Genomic DNA, 16,207 nt, shown 5'->3' on the forward strand with positions numbered 1-16,207 from the left:
ATGAAAGAAAGAGGGTTATTAATCGTTCTCTCAGGTCCCTCCGGAGTTGGAAAAGGAACGGTTCGGCAAGCAATATTTTCACAACAGGACACGAAATTTGAATACTCAATTTCAGTCACGACGAGAAACCCGAGAGAGGGCGAGGTCGACGGCGTCGATTATTTCTTTAAATCCAGAGATGAATTCGAACGCATGATTGAAAACAACAAACTGCTTGAGTGGGCAGAATATGTCGGCAACTATTACGGAACGCCCGTTGATTATGTCGAACAGACGCTTCAAGAAGGAAGAGACGTCTTCTTAGAGATTGAAGTGCAGGGCGCGCTCCAAGTGCGGAATGCATTTCCGGAAGGCCTGTTTATCTTCTTAGCGCCGCCGAGTCTTTCTGAGCTGAAAAACAGAATCGTGACAAGAGGGACTGAAACCGACGATTTAATCGAAAACAGAATGAATGCCGCAAAAGCTGAAATCGAAATGATGGACGCGTATGATTATGTCGTTGAAAACGACGATATCCAAACGGCTTGTGATAAGATTAACGCAATCGTTCTCGCCGAGCACTTAAAACGTGAACGCGTCGCTCCGAGATATAAGAAAATGCTGGAGGTAGAATAACTTATGTTAGATCCGTCAATTGACTCTTTAATGAATAAATTAGATTCTAAATATACGCTGGTGACTGTGTCTGCAAGACGCGCGCGTGAAATGCAGATCAAAAAGGACCAGCAGATTGAACATACCATTTCTCACAAATATGTAGGCAAAGCTTTAGAAGAAATTGACGCGGGCCTGCTTTCGTTTGAAAGAGAAGACAGCGAATAACAAGCACACGTAGCAACCTATCTCTACATAGGTTGTTATTTTTTTCCGTTTGGGATTTGTCCAATGCTTTCATAAAGGGGAGAAGACTTCATGAAAAACCGAAACATTTTGCTATGCGTAAGCGGGGGAATTGCCGTTTATAAAGCTTCCGCACTCACGAGCAAGCTGGTTCAGGCCGGCGCAAACGTCAAAGTGATTATGACTGAGTCCGCGCGTGAGTTTGTTTCTCCGCTGACATTTCAGGCGCTGAGCCGGAATGAAGTGTATACAGATACATTTAATGAACAGAATCCGAAGGTGATTTCTCATATTGATGCCGCTGACTGGGCGGATTTAATTATTGTCGCGCCCGCTACGGCAAATATCATCGGCAAGCTTGCCAACGGAATTGCTGATGATATGCTCACAACGACGGTGCTGGCGGCTGAGGCCCCGGTCTGGGTGGCGCCTGCGATGAATGTCCATATGTATGATCATCCGGCGGTGAAACGGAACATCTCTGTGCTTTATCAGGACGGGGTACGCTTTATCGAGCCGAGTGAAGGCTATTTGGCATGCGGATATGTCGGCAAAGGAAGGCTGGAGGAGCCGGAGCTTATTGTTGAGCGTGTCAGAGAGCATTTTAAGGAGCCTGAAGACGATGCGCCGCTGAAAGGAAAACATATTGTCATTACGGCCGGTCCGACGCGCGAAGCCGTGGACCCTGTCCGCTTCTTCACAAATAAATCCACCGGCAAAATGGGCTACGCTGCTGCTGAAGCCGCCGTCCGTCTCGGGGCGCGGGTGACGCTGATTTCAGGCCCGGTGTCAATAGAGCCGCCAGTCGGGTTGTATCAGTTTCTTCCTGTGCAATCGGCAACCGATATGAGAGAAGCCGTGCTTTCTGTGTTTGATTCATGCGACATGGTGATTAAGACGGCGGCCGTGGCCGATTTTACGCCGGCGGCTGTTTCTGATCACAAAATGAAGAAGAAAGACGGTTCGCTCGTGATCGAATTCAACCGTACGGCAGACATACTGAAAGAACTCGGCGAACGGAAAACACACCAGCTGCTGGTCGGATTTGCGGCTGAAACGCAAGACGTCGAACGCTATGCGCGCAGAAAACTCGAACAGAAAAACCTTGATATGATCGTGGCGAATGATGTGAAAGCGGAAGGGGCCGGATTTGGCACGGATACGAATGTCGTCACCTTCTATTTCCGGGACGGAAGAAAACGGGAGCTTGCGCTTATGTCTAAACTTGACGTTTCCTTTGAAATGCTGAAGGAAATGACCGCTTTGAAAGCCGAGGACCGAAAACCCGTATGAATGTAGCAGAAGTCATTGTCGATGTCAGCTCCAAAAACATTGACAGACCCTTTGATTACAAAATTCCCGATCATTTAAAAGGGATGATCGAAGTCGGCATGCGGGTGATTGTCCCGTTTGGCCCGCGCAAGCTTCAAGGATTTGTGACCGGTTTGAAAGATTCGTCCGAATTAAACGGCGGCTCAATGAAGGAAGTCGAGAAGCTTCTTGATTTGACGCCAGTTCTGACTGAGGAACTGATGCAGCTGTCTTCATGGCTTTCTGACAAAACGCTGTCGTTTAAAATCACGGCGCTTCAGGCAATGCTGCCCGCCGCACTGAAGGCGAAGTACGAGAAAGAGCTGAAAGTCGTTGACGAAGAAGCGCTGACCCCGGACATCAAACAGCTTTTCAGGAATCAAAAAAGTCTTCTGTACTCGGATATTACCGATGAAAGCATTCTTTCGTCACTTCAGAAATTCGTGCGCAAAGGAAGCATTGATGTCACATATAAAGTCGCCCAAAAAACGAATAAAAAAATGATCCGCATGATCGAAGCGGGGGCAGACAAAGAAGAACTCGCCCGGCACGCAGATTCATTGACAAAGCAGGCTTCTAAACAGCTCGCCGTGCTTACTTATTTTATCGGCGGGGGAGAAAAGATTTCCGCGGCCGAGCTTTGCAAAAAGACCGATTCCAGTTCTGCGACGCTGAAAACGCTTCTTAAAAAGGGGCTCCTTACGGAAAGCTTCGAGGAGGTTTACCGCGATCCTTATCAGGACAGAATGTTCAAAAAAACAGAGCCGCTCTCTCTTACAGAAGAGCAGCAGGCCGCTTTTGAGCCGATTAAACAAGCTGTAGCCGACCATGTCCATCACGTCTTTCTGCTTCACGGCGTCACGGGAAGCGGCAAAACGGAAATTTACCTGCAATCCATTGAAAAAGTGCTGGCAAAAGGACAAGAAGCGATCGTGCTCGTTCCGGAAATCTCGTTGACACCGCAAATGGTCAACCGTTTTAAAGGCCGCTTCGGCTCACAGGTTGCGGTCATGCACAGCGGATTATCCACAGGTGAAAAATACGATGAATGGCGGAAGATTCAGCGCAAGGAAGTCCGGCTTGTCGTCGGAGCCAGATCGGCCATCTTTGCCCCGTTTGAAAATCTCGGCATGATCATTATTGATGAAGAGCACGAATCTTCCTATAAGCAGGAGGAAATGCCGCGGTATCATGCAAAGGATGTAGCCATCCGCCGGGCCGAGCATCACAGCTGTCCGGTCGTCCTCGGGAGCGCCACGCCGACATTGGAGTCATTTGCGCGGGCGAAAAAAGGCGTTTATGAGCTGCTTCCATTAAAACATCGCGTAAACCGCCAGCTCATGCCTGACGTTTCTCTCGTTGATATGAGAGAAGAACTGAGAAACGGCAACAGATCAATGTTTTCAAGAGAGCTGATGGAACAGCTGGAAGAGAAGCTTGCAAAAAAAGAGCAGGCCGTCCTTTTTCTGAATAAACGGGGGTATTCCTCGTTTGTGATGTGCCGGGATTGCGGTTATGTGCCGCAATGTCCGCATTGCGACATTTCCATGACTTATCACCGCTACGGGCAAAGGCTGAAATGCCATTACTGCGGCCATGAGGAACCTGTCCCGGGAACATGCCCGGAATGCGGCAGCGAACATATCCGCTTTTTCGGCACGGGAACGCAGCGTGTGGAGGAGGAGCTTACCAAAGTGCTGCCTCAGGCGCGCGTGATCAGGATGGATGTGGATACCACTTCAAGAAAAGGCGCCCATGAAAAACTGTTGTCAGCGTTCGGTGAAGGGAAGGCGGATATCCTGCTCGGTACGCAAATGATCGCAAAAGGGCTTGATTTTCCGAACGTGACGCTCGTCGGAGTATTAAGCGCAGATACGACGCTTCACATCCCAGATTTCAGAGCCGCGGAGAAGACATTCCAGCTGCTGACGCAGGTAAGCGGACGGGCCGGGCGGCATGAAAAGCCGGGAACGGTGGTCATTCAAACGTATACACCGTCTCATTACAGCATTCAGCTGACGAAAACGCACGACTATGAAACTTTTTTTCAGCAGGAAATGGCGCACAGACGGGCCCAGTCATACCCGCCGTATTATTACGTGGCGCTGGTGACCGTTTCTCATGAAGAGGCGGCAAAAGCCGCGGTCACCGCAGAAAAGATTACAAACTATTTAAGAGCGGGATGCGGGCCTGATACGAAAATTCTTGGGCCGGCGGCTTCCCCGATTGCCAGGATCAAAGATAGATATCGCTATCAATGCGTGATAAAATACAGACAGGAAAACGAGTTGCAGATTCAGTTGAAAAAGATACTGGAGCACTATAAACGCGACATTGCGCAAAAGCATGTAATGATTTCAATCGATATGAATCCGTACATGCTGATGTAACATTAGTTTTTGGAGGGCAAAATTTTGGCTGTGAAAAAAATCGTCACACACCCGGCGGAGGTTCTGGAAACACCCGCCGATGAAGTGACAGTGTTTGATAAAAAATTAAAAAAACTGCTTGACGATATGTACGATACGATGCTCGAAATGGATGGCGTCGGTCTCGCCGCGCCGCAAATCGGCATTTTAAAAAGAGCGGCCGTCGTGGACATCGGTGAAGAAAGCGGCCGGATCGACCTTGTAAATCCGGTTATTCTTGAAAAGAGCGGTGAACAGACCGGAGTCGAGGGCTGCTTAAGTTTTCCCGGGGTTTTCGGTGATGTCACCCGCCCGGATTACGTAAAGGTAAAAGCCCATGACCGTAAAGGAAAACCGTTTATTTTAGAAGCGGAGGGTTTTTTGGCCAGAGCCGTTCAGCATGAAATGGATCATTTAGACGGCATTTTATTCACATCAAAAATTACGGCTTACTACACTGAAGAAGAACTGGCAGAAATGGAAGGATGATTGGATGACAAGGATCGTTTTTATGGGAACGCCCGACTTTTCAGTTCCCGTCCTGCGCACGCTTATTGAAGACGGATATGAAGTGGTTGGTGTCGTTACGCAGCCGGACCGCCCGAAAGGCAGAAAAAAAATCATGACGCCCCCTCCTGTAAAGGCTGAAGCTGAACGTCACGGCATTCCCGTGCTTCAGCCCGAAAAAGTAAGGCTCGAAGAAGAAATAGAAAAAGTGCTCAGCCTGAAGCCGGACCTGATTGTTACGGCGGCATTCGGACAGATCCTGCCCAAGCAGCTGCTGGACGGCCCGACATACGGCTGTATCAACGTACACGCGTCACTATTGCCTGAATTAAGAGGCGGAGCGCCGATACATTATTCGATTCTCCAAGGCAAGAAGAAAACGGGCGTGACGATCATGTATATGGTTGAAAAGCTTGATGCGGGCGATATGATTTCTAAAATCGAAGTGGAAATTGATGAAACGGATAACGTCGGCACGCTGCACGACAAATTAAGCATAGCTGGGGCAAAGCTTTTGTCAGAGACCGTCCCGAACGTCATTTCCGGAAATATTAAACCGATCAAACAGGACGAATCAAAAGCGACTTACGCGCCTAACATTAAGCGTGAGCAGGAGCGGATTGATTGGGCAAAGCCCGGAGAAGAGATCTACAACCAGATCAGAGGTTTAAACCCTTGGCCTGTCGCCTATACAACTTTGAACGGTCAAACTATTAAAGTATGGGCTTCTGAAAAAGTTGCTGCAAAAACTGAAGCTGCGCCCGGAACAGTCATCCGCACGGAGCAAAACGGCATTGTCGTCGCATCAGGAAACAGCACCGCCCTTTTAATCACTGAACTGCAGCCGGCGGGGAAAAAACGGATGAAGGGCGAAGATTTTGCAAGAGGCAAAAATGTGCAGTCCGGTGACGTGTTAGGAGCAGCAAATGAAGAAAATTAATGTCCGGGAGCTCGCCCTTGAAGCGCTTGAGAAGCTTGAGCAAAATCAGGCATACAGCAACCTGCTTCTTACATCGGTTATCAAAACGAACACGCTCAGCGATCAGGACAGAGGACTGCTGACAGAGCTTGTCTACGGAACGCTGCAAAATAAAATCGCCTTAGACTATATGCTGAAGCCTTTTATCCGCAAGCCGAATAAGGTGAAGCCGTGGGTGATTCAGCTGCTTCGTCTGTCCGCGTATCAAATGGAGTATTTAGAAAAAATTCCGGATCGCGCCGCCATCCATGAAGCGGTTGAAATCGCCAAAAAACGCGGGCATAAGGGCATTGCGTCCTTTGTCAACGGCATTCTCCGCTCCCTGCAGCGTGAGGGGGCGCCGTCATTTGCTGAAATTGAAGACCCGGTTCTCCGTCTTTCTACAGAGACAAGCCATCCCGAATGGCTCGTAAAAGAGTGGGTCGAGGCGTACGGCTTTGAGGCGGCTGAAAAGATCTGCCGGATTCATCTCATTCCGCCGAAGCAGACGCTCCGTGTCAATCACATAAAGAGCGACAGGGAAACGGTGCTGAATGAGATGGAGAATGCCGGTCTGGAAGCGGAAGCCGGAGACCTTTCTCCTGATGCGATTAAGCTTTTGAAAGGAAGCATCGCGAACACGGCATTTTTCCAAAACGGCCGGGTATCCATACAGGATGAAAGCTCAATGCTTGTCGCGCGGGCGCTGAACCCGAAGCCGGGCGAAACCGTTTTAGATGCATGCGCCGCACCGGGCGGAAAGTCGGCTCACATTGCGGAACTGATGGAGAACGAGGGGAGCCTCACATCGCTTGATCTTCACCGCCATAAAGTGAAGCTGATTAAAGAGGGCGCAGAACGGCTCGGACTTACGATCATCGACGCGCAAACGATGGATGCGCGAAAAGCGGGAGAGGCCTTTGGTGCAGAACGGTTTGACCGTATTCTCGTTGATGCCCCTTGCTCAGGTTTCGGTGTCATCAGAAGAAAACCCGATATGAAATATACGAAGACGCCGGAGGACAGCAGACGGCTGTCAGAAATCCAGCTCGGCATTTTAAGGGAAATCGCCCCATTAGTAAAAAAAGGTGGCACACTCGTATACAGTACGTGTACAATGGATCGGACAGAAAATGAAGAAGTTATGCATGCGTTTATACAAGAACACCCTGAGTTTGAACCCGATTTATCTCTTGAAAAGCGGCTGCCTGAAAAGGCGAGACCCTTTGTTCAGGATGGAAGCCTTCAAATTCTTCCGCATTATTTCGGAACAGACGGTTTCTTTATTAGCAGCATGAGAAAGAAGGGATAAAAAATGACACAATTAAAAAAGACAAGCGTACGGAAAGAGCTGCGGACTGAGCAGCCGTCCATTTACTCTTTTGAATTAGATGAAATCAAACAATGGCTGACCGAGAATGGCGAAAAGCCGTTCCGCGCAGCACAGATTTTTGAATGGCTCTATGAAAAGCGGGTTTCTTCATTTGATGAAATGACAAACCTCTCAAAAAGCCTGCGTGAAAAACTCGAGAGCAATTTTGTGCTGACAACGCTGAAAACGGCTGTAAAACAGACATCTCAAGATGGCACGATGAAATTTTTATTTGAGCTTCATGACGGTTATACGATCGAAACGGTTTTAATGAGACACGAGTATGGTAATTCTGTATGTGTAACGACACAGGTCGGCTGCCGGATCGGCTGCACATTTTGCGCGTCAACACTCGGCGGACTGAAACGGAATCTTGAAGCGGGAGAAATCGTCGCTCAAGTCGTGAAAGTGCAAAAGGCGCTTGATGAAACGGATGAACGCGTCAGCTCAGTCGTCATCATGGGAATCGGAGAGCCGTTTGATAATTTCAATGAAATGCTCGCTTTCTTAAAAATCATTAACCACGATAAAGGGCTGAACATCGGAGCGCGTCATATCACAGTTTCCACCAGCGGAATCATTCCGAAGATTTACGATTTCGCCGATCAAAAAATGCAGATCAATTTCGCAATTTCTCTGCATGCTCCGAATACGGAAATCAGAAGCCGTCTGATGCCGATTAACAAAGCCTATAAGCTTCCTGACCTTATGGAGGCCGTCAAATATTACATCGAGAAAACAGGCAGACGGATCAGCTTTGAATACGGGCTGTTCGGCGGCGTAAATGATCAGGTCGAACATGCAGAAGAGCTTGCAGAACTGTTAAAAGACGTGAAATGCCATGTCAATTTAATTCCGGTAAACTATGTGCCTGAACGGGATTACGTCCGTACACCGAGAGATCAGATTTTTGCATTCGAAAAAACGTTAAAATCCCGCGGTGTAAATGTCACGATCAGAAGAGAGCAAGGCCATGACATTGACGCGGCCTGCGGTCAGCTTCGCGCGAAGGAGCGTCAAGACGAGACGAGGTGAAGAGGTTGATTACAGCCTTGAAAACAGATACAGGTAAAGTCCGCCGGCATAATGAAGATGCGGCGGGCATTTTCACAAAAGAAGACGCGGTGCTTGCGGTTGTCGCCGACGGCATGGGCGGTCATCTTGCCGGAGATGTAGCGAGCAGGATGGCGGTTGCGGCGATGGAAGAGCAGTGGAACCGGACCGAAACGGTTCCTTCTCTGCCGTCTGCTTGCGAGGATTGGCTGAAAGACCGGATTCATGAGGCGAATGTCAAAGTACATGACCACGCTAAAGCGAATGAAGAATGCCGGGGAATGGGCACCACCATTGTTTGCGCCTTATTCACGGGGAAGTTTGTCACTGTGGCTCATATCGGAGACAGCCGGTGCTACCTGCTTCAAGAGGGGGAATTCACTCAGCTGACTGAGGACCATTCGCTTGTGAATGAGCTGGTCAAGACGGGGGAAATTTCGAAAGAGGACGCCGAGCACCATCCGCGGAAAAATGTATTGACGAGAGCGCTGGGGACAGATGAAACCATCAGCCCCGACGCCCGTTCTTTTGAGCTGTCTGACGGCGATCAGCTGCTTTTATGCTCTGACGGACTGTCAAATAAAATAGAAGATCACGAGATCAAACAAATGCTTCAAGCCGAATCTGATCCTCAGGAAAAAGTAGACCTTCTCATCAGCAAAGCGAATCAAAACGGCGGCGAAGATAACATCACGGCTGTGTTGATTGAGTTTTCCGCAGATGAAAAAGAGGGTGAAGACAAGTGCTAACCGGCAAGCGGATCAGCGGGCGTTATCATATCCTCCGGCCCATTGGCGGCGGCGGAATGGCAAACGTTTTTTTAGCTGAGGACATCATTCTCGAACGTGAAGTCGCAATTAAAATTCTGCGGTTTGACTTTGTGAATGACATTGATTTTATCAGGCGTTTCAGAAGAGAAGCACAGTCGGCATCAAGCCTCGATCATCCGAATATCGTCAGTATTTACGATATCGGGGAGGAAGGCGATATTTATTACATTGTCATGGAATATGTGGAAGGCATGACATTAAAGGAATACATAACCGCACACGGACCGCTCCATCCGAAAGAAGCGCTGTCCATTATGGAGCAGATCGTCTCGGCCATCGCCCATGCCCATCAAAACCATATCGTGCACCGGGATATTAAACCGCACAATATATTGATAGATCATTTAGGGCATATCAAGGTGACGGATTTCGGCATCGCCACAGCGCTTACGTCTACGACAATCACACATACGAATTCTGTGCTGGGCTCGGTTCATTATTTGTCTCCGGAGCAGGCGAGAGGCGGTCTGGCAACGAAAAAATCAGATATTTACGCGCTCGGCATCGTGCTGTTTGAGCTTTTAACAGGCAAAATCCCTTTTGACGGAGAATCAGCCGTCAGCATAGCGCTAAAGCATCTGCAAACAGAAACGCCTTCCGCCAGAAAGTGGAACCCTTCCATTCCGCAGAGCGTTGAAAACATTATTTTAAAGGCAACCGCCAAAGACCCTTTTCACCGCTATGAAAGCGCCGAAGACATGGAGGCGGACATCAGAACGGCTTTTGACGCCGGCAGGCTGAATGAACAAAAATTTTCCGTGCAGGATGATGAGGAAATGACAAAAGCCATTCCCGTTATTACTGACGGCCCAAAAGTCGCGTCTCAGGCGGAAACGCCGGGGGAGACGGATGATCAGGAACAGCAGCCAGCCAAAAAGAAAAAACGGAAATGGCCGTGGGTTTTGCTGGCCGTCTGTTTCATTTTCATTATGGCGGCTGTTCTTGCGGTCACCGTGTTCCCGTCTTTATTTATGCCTAAAGATGTAAGCGTCCCCGACGTACGGGGCATGAAGTACGAAAAAGCGGAAGCCCTGCTTGAAAAGAACGGGCTACGGGCGGATCCTGATATAACGGACATTGAAGATGAAAAAATAGAAGAGGAATTAATGGTCAAAACGGACCCAAAAGCGGGGTCTACCGTTAAAGAAGGCTCTTCTGTAAAACTGTACAAAAGCATCGGAAAACCGAAAACCCAGCTGATCGACGTGAAAGGACGGCAGATCGGCGACGCAAAAAAAGCGCTGAAGGAAAAAGGCTTCAAACATGTCAATGTCAAAGAAGAAAACGATGACAGCGAGGCCGGCACCGTAATTGATCAGGACCCGTCAGCCGGCACCGACATGGTCGCAAGCGACGATGAAGTCAATCTAACGGTCAGCCTCGGCCCGGCGGACGTTACGCTGAGGGACTTAAAGACTTACAGCAAAGAAGCGGCTTCAGGGTATCTTGAAGATAACGGCCTGCAGCTTGTTGAAAAACAAGCCCATTCAGATGACGTGCCGGAAGGACAAGTCATGAAACAAGAGCCGTCAGCCGGCACTGCGGTTAAGCCGGGAAGTAATGTTGAAGTGACGTTCTCGCTCGGACCTGAAGAAAAACCGGCGAAAACGGTAAAAGAAAAAATCAGCATTCCTTACGAACCTGAACATGAAGGGGACGAGCTTGAAGTGCAAATCGCCATCGATGATAAGGACCACAGCATCTCTGATACGTATGACTCATTTAAAATAAAAGAGCCGACTGAAAAAACAATTGAACTGAAGATTGATCAGGGACAGAAGGGGTATTATCAAGTGATGGTCGATCATAAAGTCGTCAGCTACAAAACGATTGAATACCCGAAAGATAATGACTGACAAGGAGGGACCCTATGCCTGAGGGCAAAATTATAAAAGCGTTAAGCGGATTCTATTATGTCTTGGATGAATCACAGGACAAGATCATTCAATGCAGGGGCCGGGGCATTTTCAGAAAAAATAAAGTAACGCCCCTGGTCGGCGATTATGCCGTTTATCAGGCTGAAAATGATAAAGAAGGCTACCTGCTGGAAATCAAAGAACGAACAAACGAGCTGATCAGGCCGCCGATTTCAAATGTCGATCAGGCCGTTCTCGTCTTTTCTGCCGTTCAGCCGGCGTTCAGCACGTCTTTATTGGACCGTTTTCTCGTCCTTGTGGAAGCCAACGGCATTCACCCGATCATCTGCATAACCAAAATGGACTTAGCTGCAGACGGGGAATCGAAAGAGGCGATACTTTCTTACGTGAAAGACTATCAGGCGATCGGTTATGACGTATATGTGACGTCATCAAAAGAAAACAGCGGTTTAAAAGGCATTGTGAAACACTTCGAGGACAAAACGACGGTGTTTGCCGGTCAGTCCGGAGTCGGAAAATCTTCGCTTTTAAATGCGATCAGCCCGGAGCTTGAGCTGAAAACAAACGAGATTTCCGCGCATTTGGGACGCGGAAAACATACGACGCGCCATGTGGAGCTCATTCATACATCAGGCGGTCTGGTTGCGGATACTCCGGGGTTCAGTTCGCTTGAATTTACCGGCATTGAGGAAGAAGAGCTGGGCTGCACGTTCCCTGAGATCAGAGAAATAAGCGCCTCCTGCAAATTCAGAGGCTGTCTGCATCTTAAAGAACCGAAATGCGCGGTAAAGCAAGCGGTGGAAGAAGGAGAGATTCAGCCGTACCGCTATGAGCATTACAAAGAATTTATGCAGGAAATAAAAGAGAGAAAGCCGAGGTATTAATATGATTAAGGTTGCGCCATCAATTCTTTCCGCCGATTTTGCTTCACTGGGCGAGGAAATTAAAGACGTGGAAAAAGGAGGGGCGGACTATATCCATATTGATGTCATGGATGGCCATTTCGTCCCTAACATTACAATCGGGCCGCTTATCGTTGAAGCCGTCCGTCCGGTGACTGATCTGCCGCTGGATGTCCATCTTATGATTGAAAACCCGGACCGCTACATCCCGGCATTCGCAAAAGCCGGTGCGGACATCCTTTCCGTTCACGCTGAAGCGTGTCCGCATCTTCACCGGACTATTCAATTGATAAAAGAGCAAGGGGTAAAAGCGGGAGTTGTGCTTAATCCGCATACGCCCGTCCAAATGATTGAACATGTGATCGAGGAGCTTGACCTTGTGCTGTTAATGACGGTTAACCCCGGTTTTGGCGGACAGCGCTTCATTCATTCGGTTCTGCCGAAAATCCGTCAGGTCAAACAGCTGGCTGAGGAGAAAGGCCTGTCTGAGCTTTTAATCGAGGTGGACGGAGGCGTTAATAAAGAAACAGCCCCTTTATGCGCTGAAGCGGGCGCCAATCTGCTTGTTGCCGGGTCTGCCGTATATAATCAGCCGGATCGGAAAAAAGCCATCGCCGACATCCGAAACGCATCATAAACATGCTGAAAAAGAGCCCGGTGAAAGCCGCCGGCTCTTTTCGCGTCTAAGAGAGAGGATAGCATATGAAGACAATCAATATCGTTGCGGGCGGCCCGCGGGAGCTTATTCCCGATCTATCCGAATACACAGACGGAGATACGACGTGGGTCGGAGTTGATAAAGGGACGGTTGCTCTTTTGGAGGCCGGAATCATTCCGCAGGAAGCTTTCGGTGATTTTGACAGCATTACGGAAGAGGAGCTCATGCAGATTCAAAAAGCGGCGCCGGCCCTCCATGTGTATCAGGCGGAAAAAGATTATACCGATCTTGAACTCGCTCTTGACTGGGCTTTACAAAAAGAACCGGAAAACATTCGGGTATTCGGTGTGACGGGCGGAAGAGCCGATCACTTTTTAGGGAACATCCAGCTGCTGTATAAAGCCTTACATAAGCATACCGATGTCGAGCTGATCGACCGGCAGAATGACATTCAGATGTTCGGGCCCGGCCGTTATACAATTGAAAAAAAAGCGCGCAGACGCTATATTTCTTTCATTCCGTTTACGGAAGCGGCAGACGGCCTGACACTCGACGGTTTTAAATATCCCCTTGATAATTGTCATATTCCTCTGGGTTCCACACTATGTATTAGTAACGAACTCATTCATTCACGAGGTACTTTTTCGTTTGCAAAAGGCATATTAATAATGGTAAGGAGCGCGGATTAGAAAAGCGGCTTCTGCCATATGCGGAAAAAACCATGAATCCTAAAGTGATGAACGCAGCGGATACGGGACTTATAGGAGGGGACAAAATGAAATTTTATACCATTAAATTGCCGAAGTTTTTAGGAGGAATTGTCCGGGCGATGCTGGGCTCATTTAGAAAAGAGTAAGCCCAAGAAGCTGAAATTGCCCTCTTTGAACGCATAAAAAACGCCTGCCGCATAAAAGGGCAGGCGTTCATTTTTGCTTATACACGCTCAACTTTACCGGATTTTAAAGCCCGGGCAGATACATACACTTTTTTAGGTTTGCCGTCAACGAGGATGCGGACCTTTTGAAGGTTGGCGCCCCAAGTACGCTTAGAAGCGTTCATTGCGTGAGAACGGTTGTTTCCGGCTTTTGTTTTTTTACCTGTAATAAAACATTTACGTGCCATTTGTTTCCCTCCTAACTGCGCGAAACATCTTTTTAAACATAGTGTCTCAGATGCTTTCGTTATACAATACTTTAAATAATTTACCACAGCTAAAAACCGTTTGCAACTATTGTTTCCCTTACTTTCAAGAAAAATCACTTGACATGTAAAACCAATCACATTTCCGCGCTGAAGGCCGCTGTCTGTATCTTTTCTTTTCATAATGGGATACATATAGTAGAATAATGATAACTCTATGCACCTGAAGGAGGAACCTGTGTGTCCATTGAAATGAAGACAAAATACGGACAGATTGATATATCCAACGAAGTCATCGCAATGGTTGCCGGAGGCGCTGCCATTGACTGTTACGGAATAGTGGGGATGGCCTCAAAAAACCAGATTAAAGACGGTTTGTCTGAAATCCTCCGGAGAGAGAACTTCGCAAAAGGCGTACATGTCCGTCAGGAAGCCGAACAAATACATATCGACATGTACATTATTGTCAGCTACGGCACTAAAATATCCGAAGTAGCCCACAATGTTCAGACGAAGGTAAAATACACAGTAAATCAAACAATCGGACTTGCAGTTGATTCTGTAAATATTTATGTCCAAGGCGTACGAGTAACGAACCCGTAGTGAGGAGGATGAGTATTGTCTAGACGAAACTTAGATGGGAGAGCTTTTGCGGCAATGATTCTGGCGGGGGCTGAGACATTGTCTCAAAACGCATCCGCGGTGGATGCGCTGAACGTGTTTCCCGTGCCTGACGGCGATACCGGAACAAATATGAATTTATCGATGTCATCCGGTGCAAGAGAGGTAGAGCACATTGACTCACCCGACATCGGCAAAGTCGGCATCGCCCTGTCAAAAGGCCTGCTTATGGGAGCGAGAGGAAACTCAGGGGTGATCTTGTCCCAATTGTTCAGAGGTTTCACAAAGAGCATTGAAAACAAAAACCAAATAGATGCCCGAGAGTTTGCCGCAGCACTCCAAGCGGGAGTGGATATGGCATATAAGGCGGTTATGAAACCGGTTGAAGGAACGATTTTAACCGTGGCCAAGGATGCGGCTAAAAAAGCGGTCGCCTCGGCCAAAGAAGAAACCGATATTATTTCGGTCATGGAGGCCGTTATTGAAGAAGCGGAAGCGTCGCTCAACCGCACGCCGGACCTGCTTCCTGTTTTAAAGGACGTCGGTGTCGTTGACAGCGGCGGAAAAGGTCTGCTTTGTGTATATGAAGGCTTTTTGGCTGCTTTAAAAGGAGAGGCCGTACCGAAAAAAGCGGTTCTTCCGGCACTCGATGATATGGTGAATGCCGAGCATCATAAAAGCGCGCAGAGCATGCTGAGTACAGAAGACATTGAATTCGGATTTTGTACGGAAGTGATGGTGAGGCTGGATCAAGATAAACGGACGTTCAAGGAAGAGGCGTTCAGAAACGAACTGAGCCGTTTCGGCGATTCATTGCTGGTCGTGGCTGATGATACGCTGGCGAAAGTTCATATTCATGCCGAAGAACCAGGGAACGTACTCAATCTCGCACAGCGTTACGGCGATTTGATTAAAATTAAAATTGAAAACATGAGGGAACAGCATACTTCAATCATCAGCCAAGAACATGATGAAAAAAAGCCGGCCGGCGTTATGAAAGAAGCCCGTAAGCCTTTTGGCATCGTGACTGTGGCAATGGGAGAGGGCATTTCTGAATTGTTTACGAGCATCGGCGCTTCACACGTAATCGAAGGCGGCCAGACAATGAATCCGAGCACGGAAGATATTGTTGAAGCCGTTCAGTCTGTCAATGCGGAGACGGTTTTCATTCTTCCGAACAATTCCAATATTGTGATGGCTGCCAATCAGGCGGCGAGCGTGGCTGAAGAAAATGTCATTGTCATTCCGGCAAAAACGGTCCCTCAAGGCATGACCGCTCTGCTTGCGTTTAACCCTGACCAGCCGGCTGATGTAAATGAAGCCAATATGCTTGAGGCCATCCGGAATGTGAAAAGCGGACAGGTGACATATTCAGTCAGAGACACCCATATTGACGGCAAAGATATTAAAAAAGGTGATTTTATCGGCATTTTAAACAGTTCAATTATCGGCAGCGCCGAAGATCGGATAAGTGCGGCGAAATTGCTGCTGGATGAAATGATCGGGGAAGAAGATGAAATCGTCACCATCCTGTACGGAGAGGACGCGCCGGAAGAAGAAGCTGAGAAACTCGCTGAGTATATTGCTAGCGTCTGTGAAGATATCGAGGTTGAAATCCATAACGGCAGACAGCCTCTGTATCCATATATATTTGCGGCAGAATAGAAGGGCTTATCAGGCCCTTCTATTCTTATGCCTTTATTTACCTGCGGCAGTGCGGCAGTGTGCCT

At 48.3% G+C, this 16,207-nt stretch carries 17 protein-coding genes; 16 read left to right on the plus strand and 1 reads right to left on the minus strand.

Translation table 11 applies throughout. The annotated features are described in order from the left end of the window. The 14 genes from gmk to spoVM all read left to right on the plus strand — a co-directional run bounded on the left by gmk (window position 1) and on the right by spoVM (window position 13,572). On the plus strand, window positions 1-615 hold the full coding sequence (gene gmk, locus ACWJJX_RS03470; protein ID WP_454022741.1) for a guanylate kinase: 615 nt from the start codon (window positions 1-3) through the stop codon (window positions 613-615). Between the two features lie 3 nt (window positions 616-618). Next, the gene (gene rpoZ, locus ACWJJX_RS03475) at window positions 619-822 is read left to right on the plus strand and encodes a DNA-directed RNA polymerase subunit omega (protein WP_003154346.1); all 204 of its coding nucleotides are present in this window, start codon (window positions 619-621) and stop codon (window positions 820-822) included. A gap of 90 nt (window positions 823-912) precedes the next feature. Beyond that, entirely contained in the window at window positions 913-2,133 is a 1,221-nt protein-coding gene (gene coaBC / locus ACWJJX_RS03480; RefSeq protein ID WP_418657666.1) for a bifunctional phosphopantothenoylcysteine decarboxylase/phosphopantothenate--cysteine ligase CoaBC, read from the plus strand. Next, on the plus strand, window positions 2,130-4,541 hold the full coding sequence (gene priA / locus ACWJJX_RS03485; RefSeq protein ID WP_014304990.1) for a primosomal protein N': 2,412 nt from the start codon (window positions 2,130-2,132) through the stop codon (window positions 4,539-4,541). Before coaBC ends, priA begins: the two co-directional genes overlap by 4 nt. Window positions 4,542-4,565: 24 nt before the next feature. Beyond that, entirely contained in the window at window positions 4,566-5,048 is a 483-nt protein-coding gene (gene def, locus ACWJJX_RS03490; protein ID WP_003154343.1) for a peptide deformylase, read from the plus strand. A 4-nt stretch (window positions 5,049-5,052) separates the two neighbouring features. Next, the gene (gene fmt, locus ACWJJX_RS03495) at window positions 5,053-6,006 is read left to right on the plus strand and encodes a methionyl-tRNA formyltransferase (protein ID WP_062623345.1); all 954 of its coding nucleotides are present in this window, start codon (window positions 5,053-5,055) and stop codon (window positions 6,004-6,006) included. Further along, entirely contained in the window at window positions 5,993-7,336 is a 1,344-nt protein-coding gene (gene rsmB, locus ACWJJX_RS03500) for a 16S rRNA (cytosine(967)-C(5))-methyltransferase RsmB (RefSeq protein ID WP_062623346.1), read from the plus strand. Before fmt ends, rsmB begins: the two co-directional genes overlap by 14 nt. Window positions 7,337-7,339: 3 nt before the next feature. Further along, window positions 7,340-8,431: a 23S rRNA (adenine(2503)-C(2))-methyltransferase RlmN gene (gene rlmN / locus ACWJJX_RS03505; protein ID WP_003154339.1), complete on the plus strand. Its 1,092-nt coding sequence runs from the start codon at window positions 7,340-7,342 to the stop codon at window positions 8,429-8,431. Window positions 8,432-8,436: 5 nt separating this feature from the next. Beyond that, entirely contained in the window at window positions 8,437-9,198 is a 762-nt protein-coding gene (locus tag ACWJJX_RS03510) for a Stp1/IreP family PP2C-type Ser/Thr phosphatase (RefSeq protein ID WP_071391846.1), read from the plus strand. Further along, window positions 9,192-11,135, plus strand: coding sequence for a Stk1 family PASTA domain-containing Ser/Thr kinase (pknB, locus tag ACWJJX_RS03515; protein WP_102422463.1), 1,944 nt, complete (start codon window positions 9,192-9,194; stop codon window positions 11,133-11,135). The genes ACWJJX_RS03510 and pknB overlap by 7 nt, the downstream gene beginning before the upstream one ends. 14 nt (window positions 11,136-11,149) lie before the next feature. Next, window positions 11,150-12,040, plus strand: a complete 891-nt coding sequence (gene rsgA, locus ACWJJX_RS03520; protein ID WP_454022742.1) for a ribosome small subunit-dependent GTPase A — start codon at window positions 11,150-11,152, stop codon at window positions 12,038-12,040. Window position 12,041: 1 nt separating this feature from the next. Next, on the plus strand, window positions 12,042-12,695 hold the full coding sequence (gene rpe, locus ACWJJX_RS03525) for a ribulose-phosphate 3-epimerase (RefSeq protein WP_003154331.1): 654 nt from the start codon (window positions 12,042-12,044) through the stop codon (window positions 12,693-12,695). A 65-nt stretch (window positions 12,696-12,760) separates the two neighbouring features. After that, complete coding sequence (locus ACWJJX_RS03530; protein WP_031378749.1) at window positions 12,761-13,405, plus strand: thiamine diphosphokinase; 645 nt, start codon at window positions 12,761-12,763, stop codon at window positions 13,403-13,405. A gap of 86 nt (window positions 13,406-13,491) precedes the next feature. Beyond that, window positions 13,492-13,572, plus strand: a complete 81-nt coding sequence (gene spoVM, locus ACWJJX_RS03535; protein WP_003154329.1) for a stage V sporulation protein SpoVM — start codon at window positions 13,492-13,494, stop codon at window positions 13,570-13,572. 77 nt (window positions 13,573-13,649) lie between these two features. Here the strand turns inward: spoVM and rpmB are convergent, their stop codons facing one another. Beyond that, entirely contained in the window at window positions 13,650-13,838 is a 189-nt protein-coding gene (gene rpmB, locus ACWJJX_RS03540; RefSeq protein WP_003154328.1) for a 50S ribosomal protein L28, read from the minus strand. Window positions 13,839-14,096: 258 nt separating this feature from the next. Between rpmB and ACWJJX_RS03545 the strand changes: the two genes are divergently transcribed. Both ACWJJX_RS03545 and ACWJJX_RS03550 read left to right on the plus strand, forming a co-directional pair. After that, on the plus strand, window positions 14,097-14,459 hold the full coding sequence (locus tag ACWJJX_RS03545; protein ID WP_003154327.1) for an Asp23/Gls24 family envelope stress response protein: 363 nt from the start codon (window positions 14,097-14,099) through the stop codon (window positions 14,457-14,459). A gap of 15 nt (window positions 14,460-14,474) precedes the next feature. Continuing rightward, the gene (locus tag ACWJJX_RS03550) at window positions 14,475-16,142 is read left to right on the plus strand and encodes a DAK2 domain-containing protein (protein WP_070081813.1); all 1,668 of its coding nucleotides are present in this window, start codon (window positions 14,475-14,477) and stop codon (window positions 16,140-16,142) included. Window positions 16,143-16,207 lie beyond the last annotated feature (65 nt).

Source organism: Bacillus sp. YH3-2-B2, assembly GCF_053663335.1.

Coding starts and splice junctions, on each gene's coding strand:
- gmk (WP_454022741.1), top strand. CDS start 1: ATGAAAGAAAGAGGGTTATTAATCGTTCTCTCAGGTCCCTCCGGAGTT.
- rpoZ (WP_003154346.1), top strand. CDS start 619: ATGTTAGATCCGTCAATTGACTCTTTAATGAATAAATTAGATTCTAAA.
- coaBC (WP_418657666.1), top strand. CDS start 913: ATGAAAAACCGAAACATTTTGCTATGCGTAAGCGGGGGAATTGCCGTT.
- priA (WP_014304990.1), top strand. CDS start 2,130: ATGAATGTAGCAGAAGTCATTGTCGATGTCAGCTCCAAAAACATTGAC.
- fmt (WP_062623345.1), top strand. CDS start 5,053: ATGACAAGGATCGTTTTTATGGGAACGCCCGACTTTTCAGTTCCCGTC.
- rsmB (WP_062623346.1), top strand. CDS start 5,993: ATGAAGAAAATTAATGTCCGGGAGCTCGCCCTTGAAGCGCTTGAGAAG.
- rlmN (WP_003154339.1), top strand. CDS start 7,340: ATGACACAATTAAAAAAGACAAGCGTACGGAAAGAGCTGCGGACTGAG.
- rsgA (WP_454022742.1), top strand. CDS start 11,150: ATGCCTGAGGGCAAAATTATAAAAGCGTTAAGCGGATTCTATTATGTC.
- rpe (WP_003154331.1), top strand. CDS start 12,042: ATGATTAAGGTTGCGCCATCAATTCTTTCCGCCGATTTTGCTTCACTG.
- ACWJJX_RS03530 (WP_031378749.1), top strand. CDS start 12,761: ATGAAGACAATCAATATCGTTGCGGGCGGCCCGCGGGAGCTTATTCCC.
- spoVM (WP_003154329.1), top strand. CDS start 13,492: ATGAAATTTTATACCATTAAATTGCCGAAGTTTTTAGGAGGAATTGTC.
- rpmB (WP_003154328.1), bottom strand. CDS start 13,838: ATGGCACGTAAATGTTTTATTACAGGTAAAAAAACAAAAGCCGGAAAC.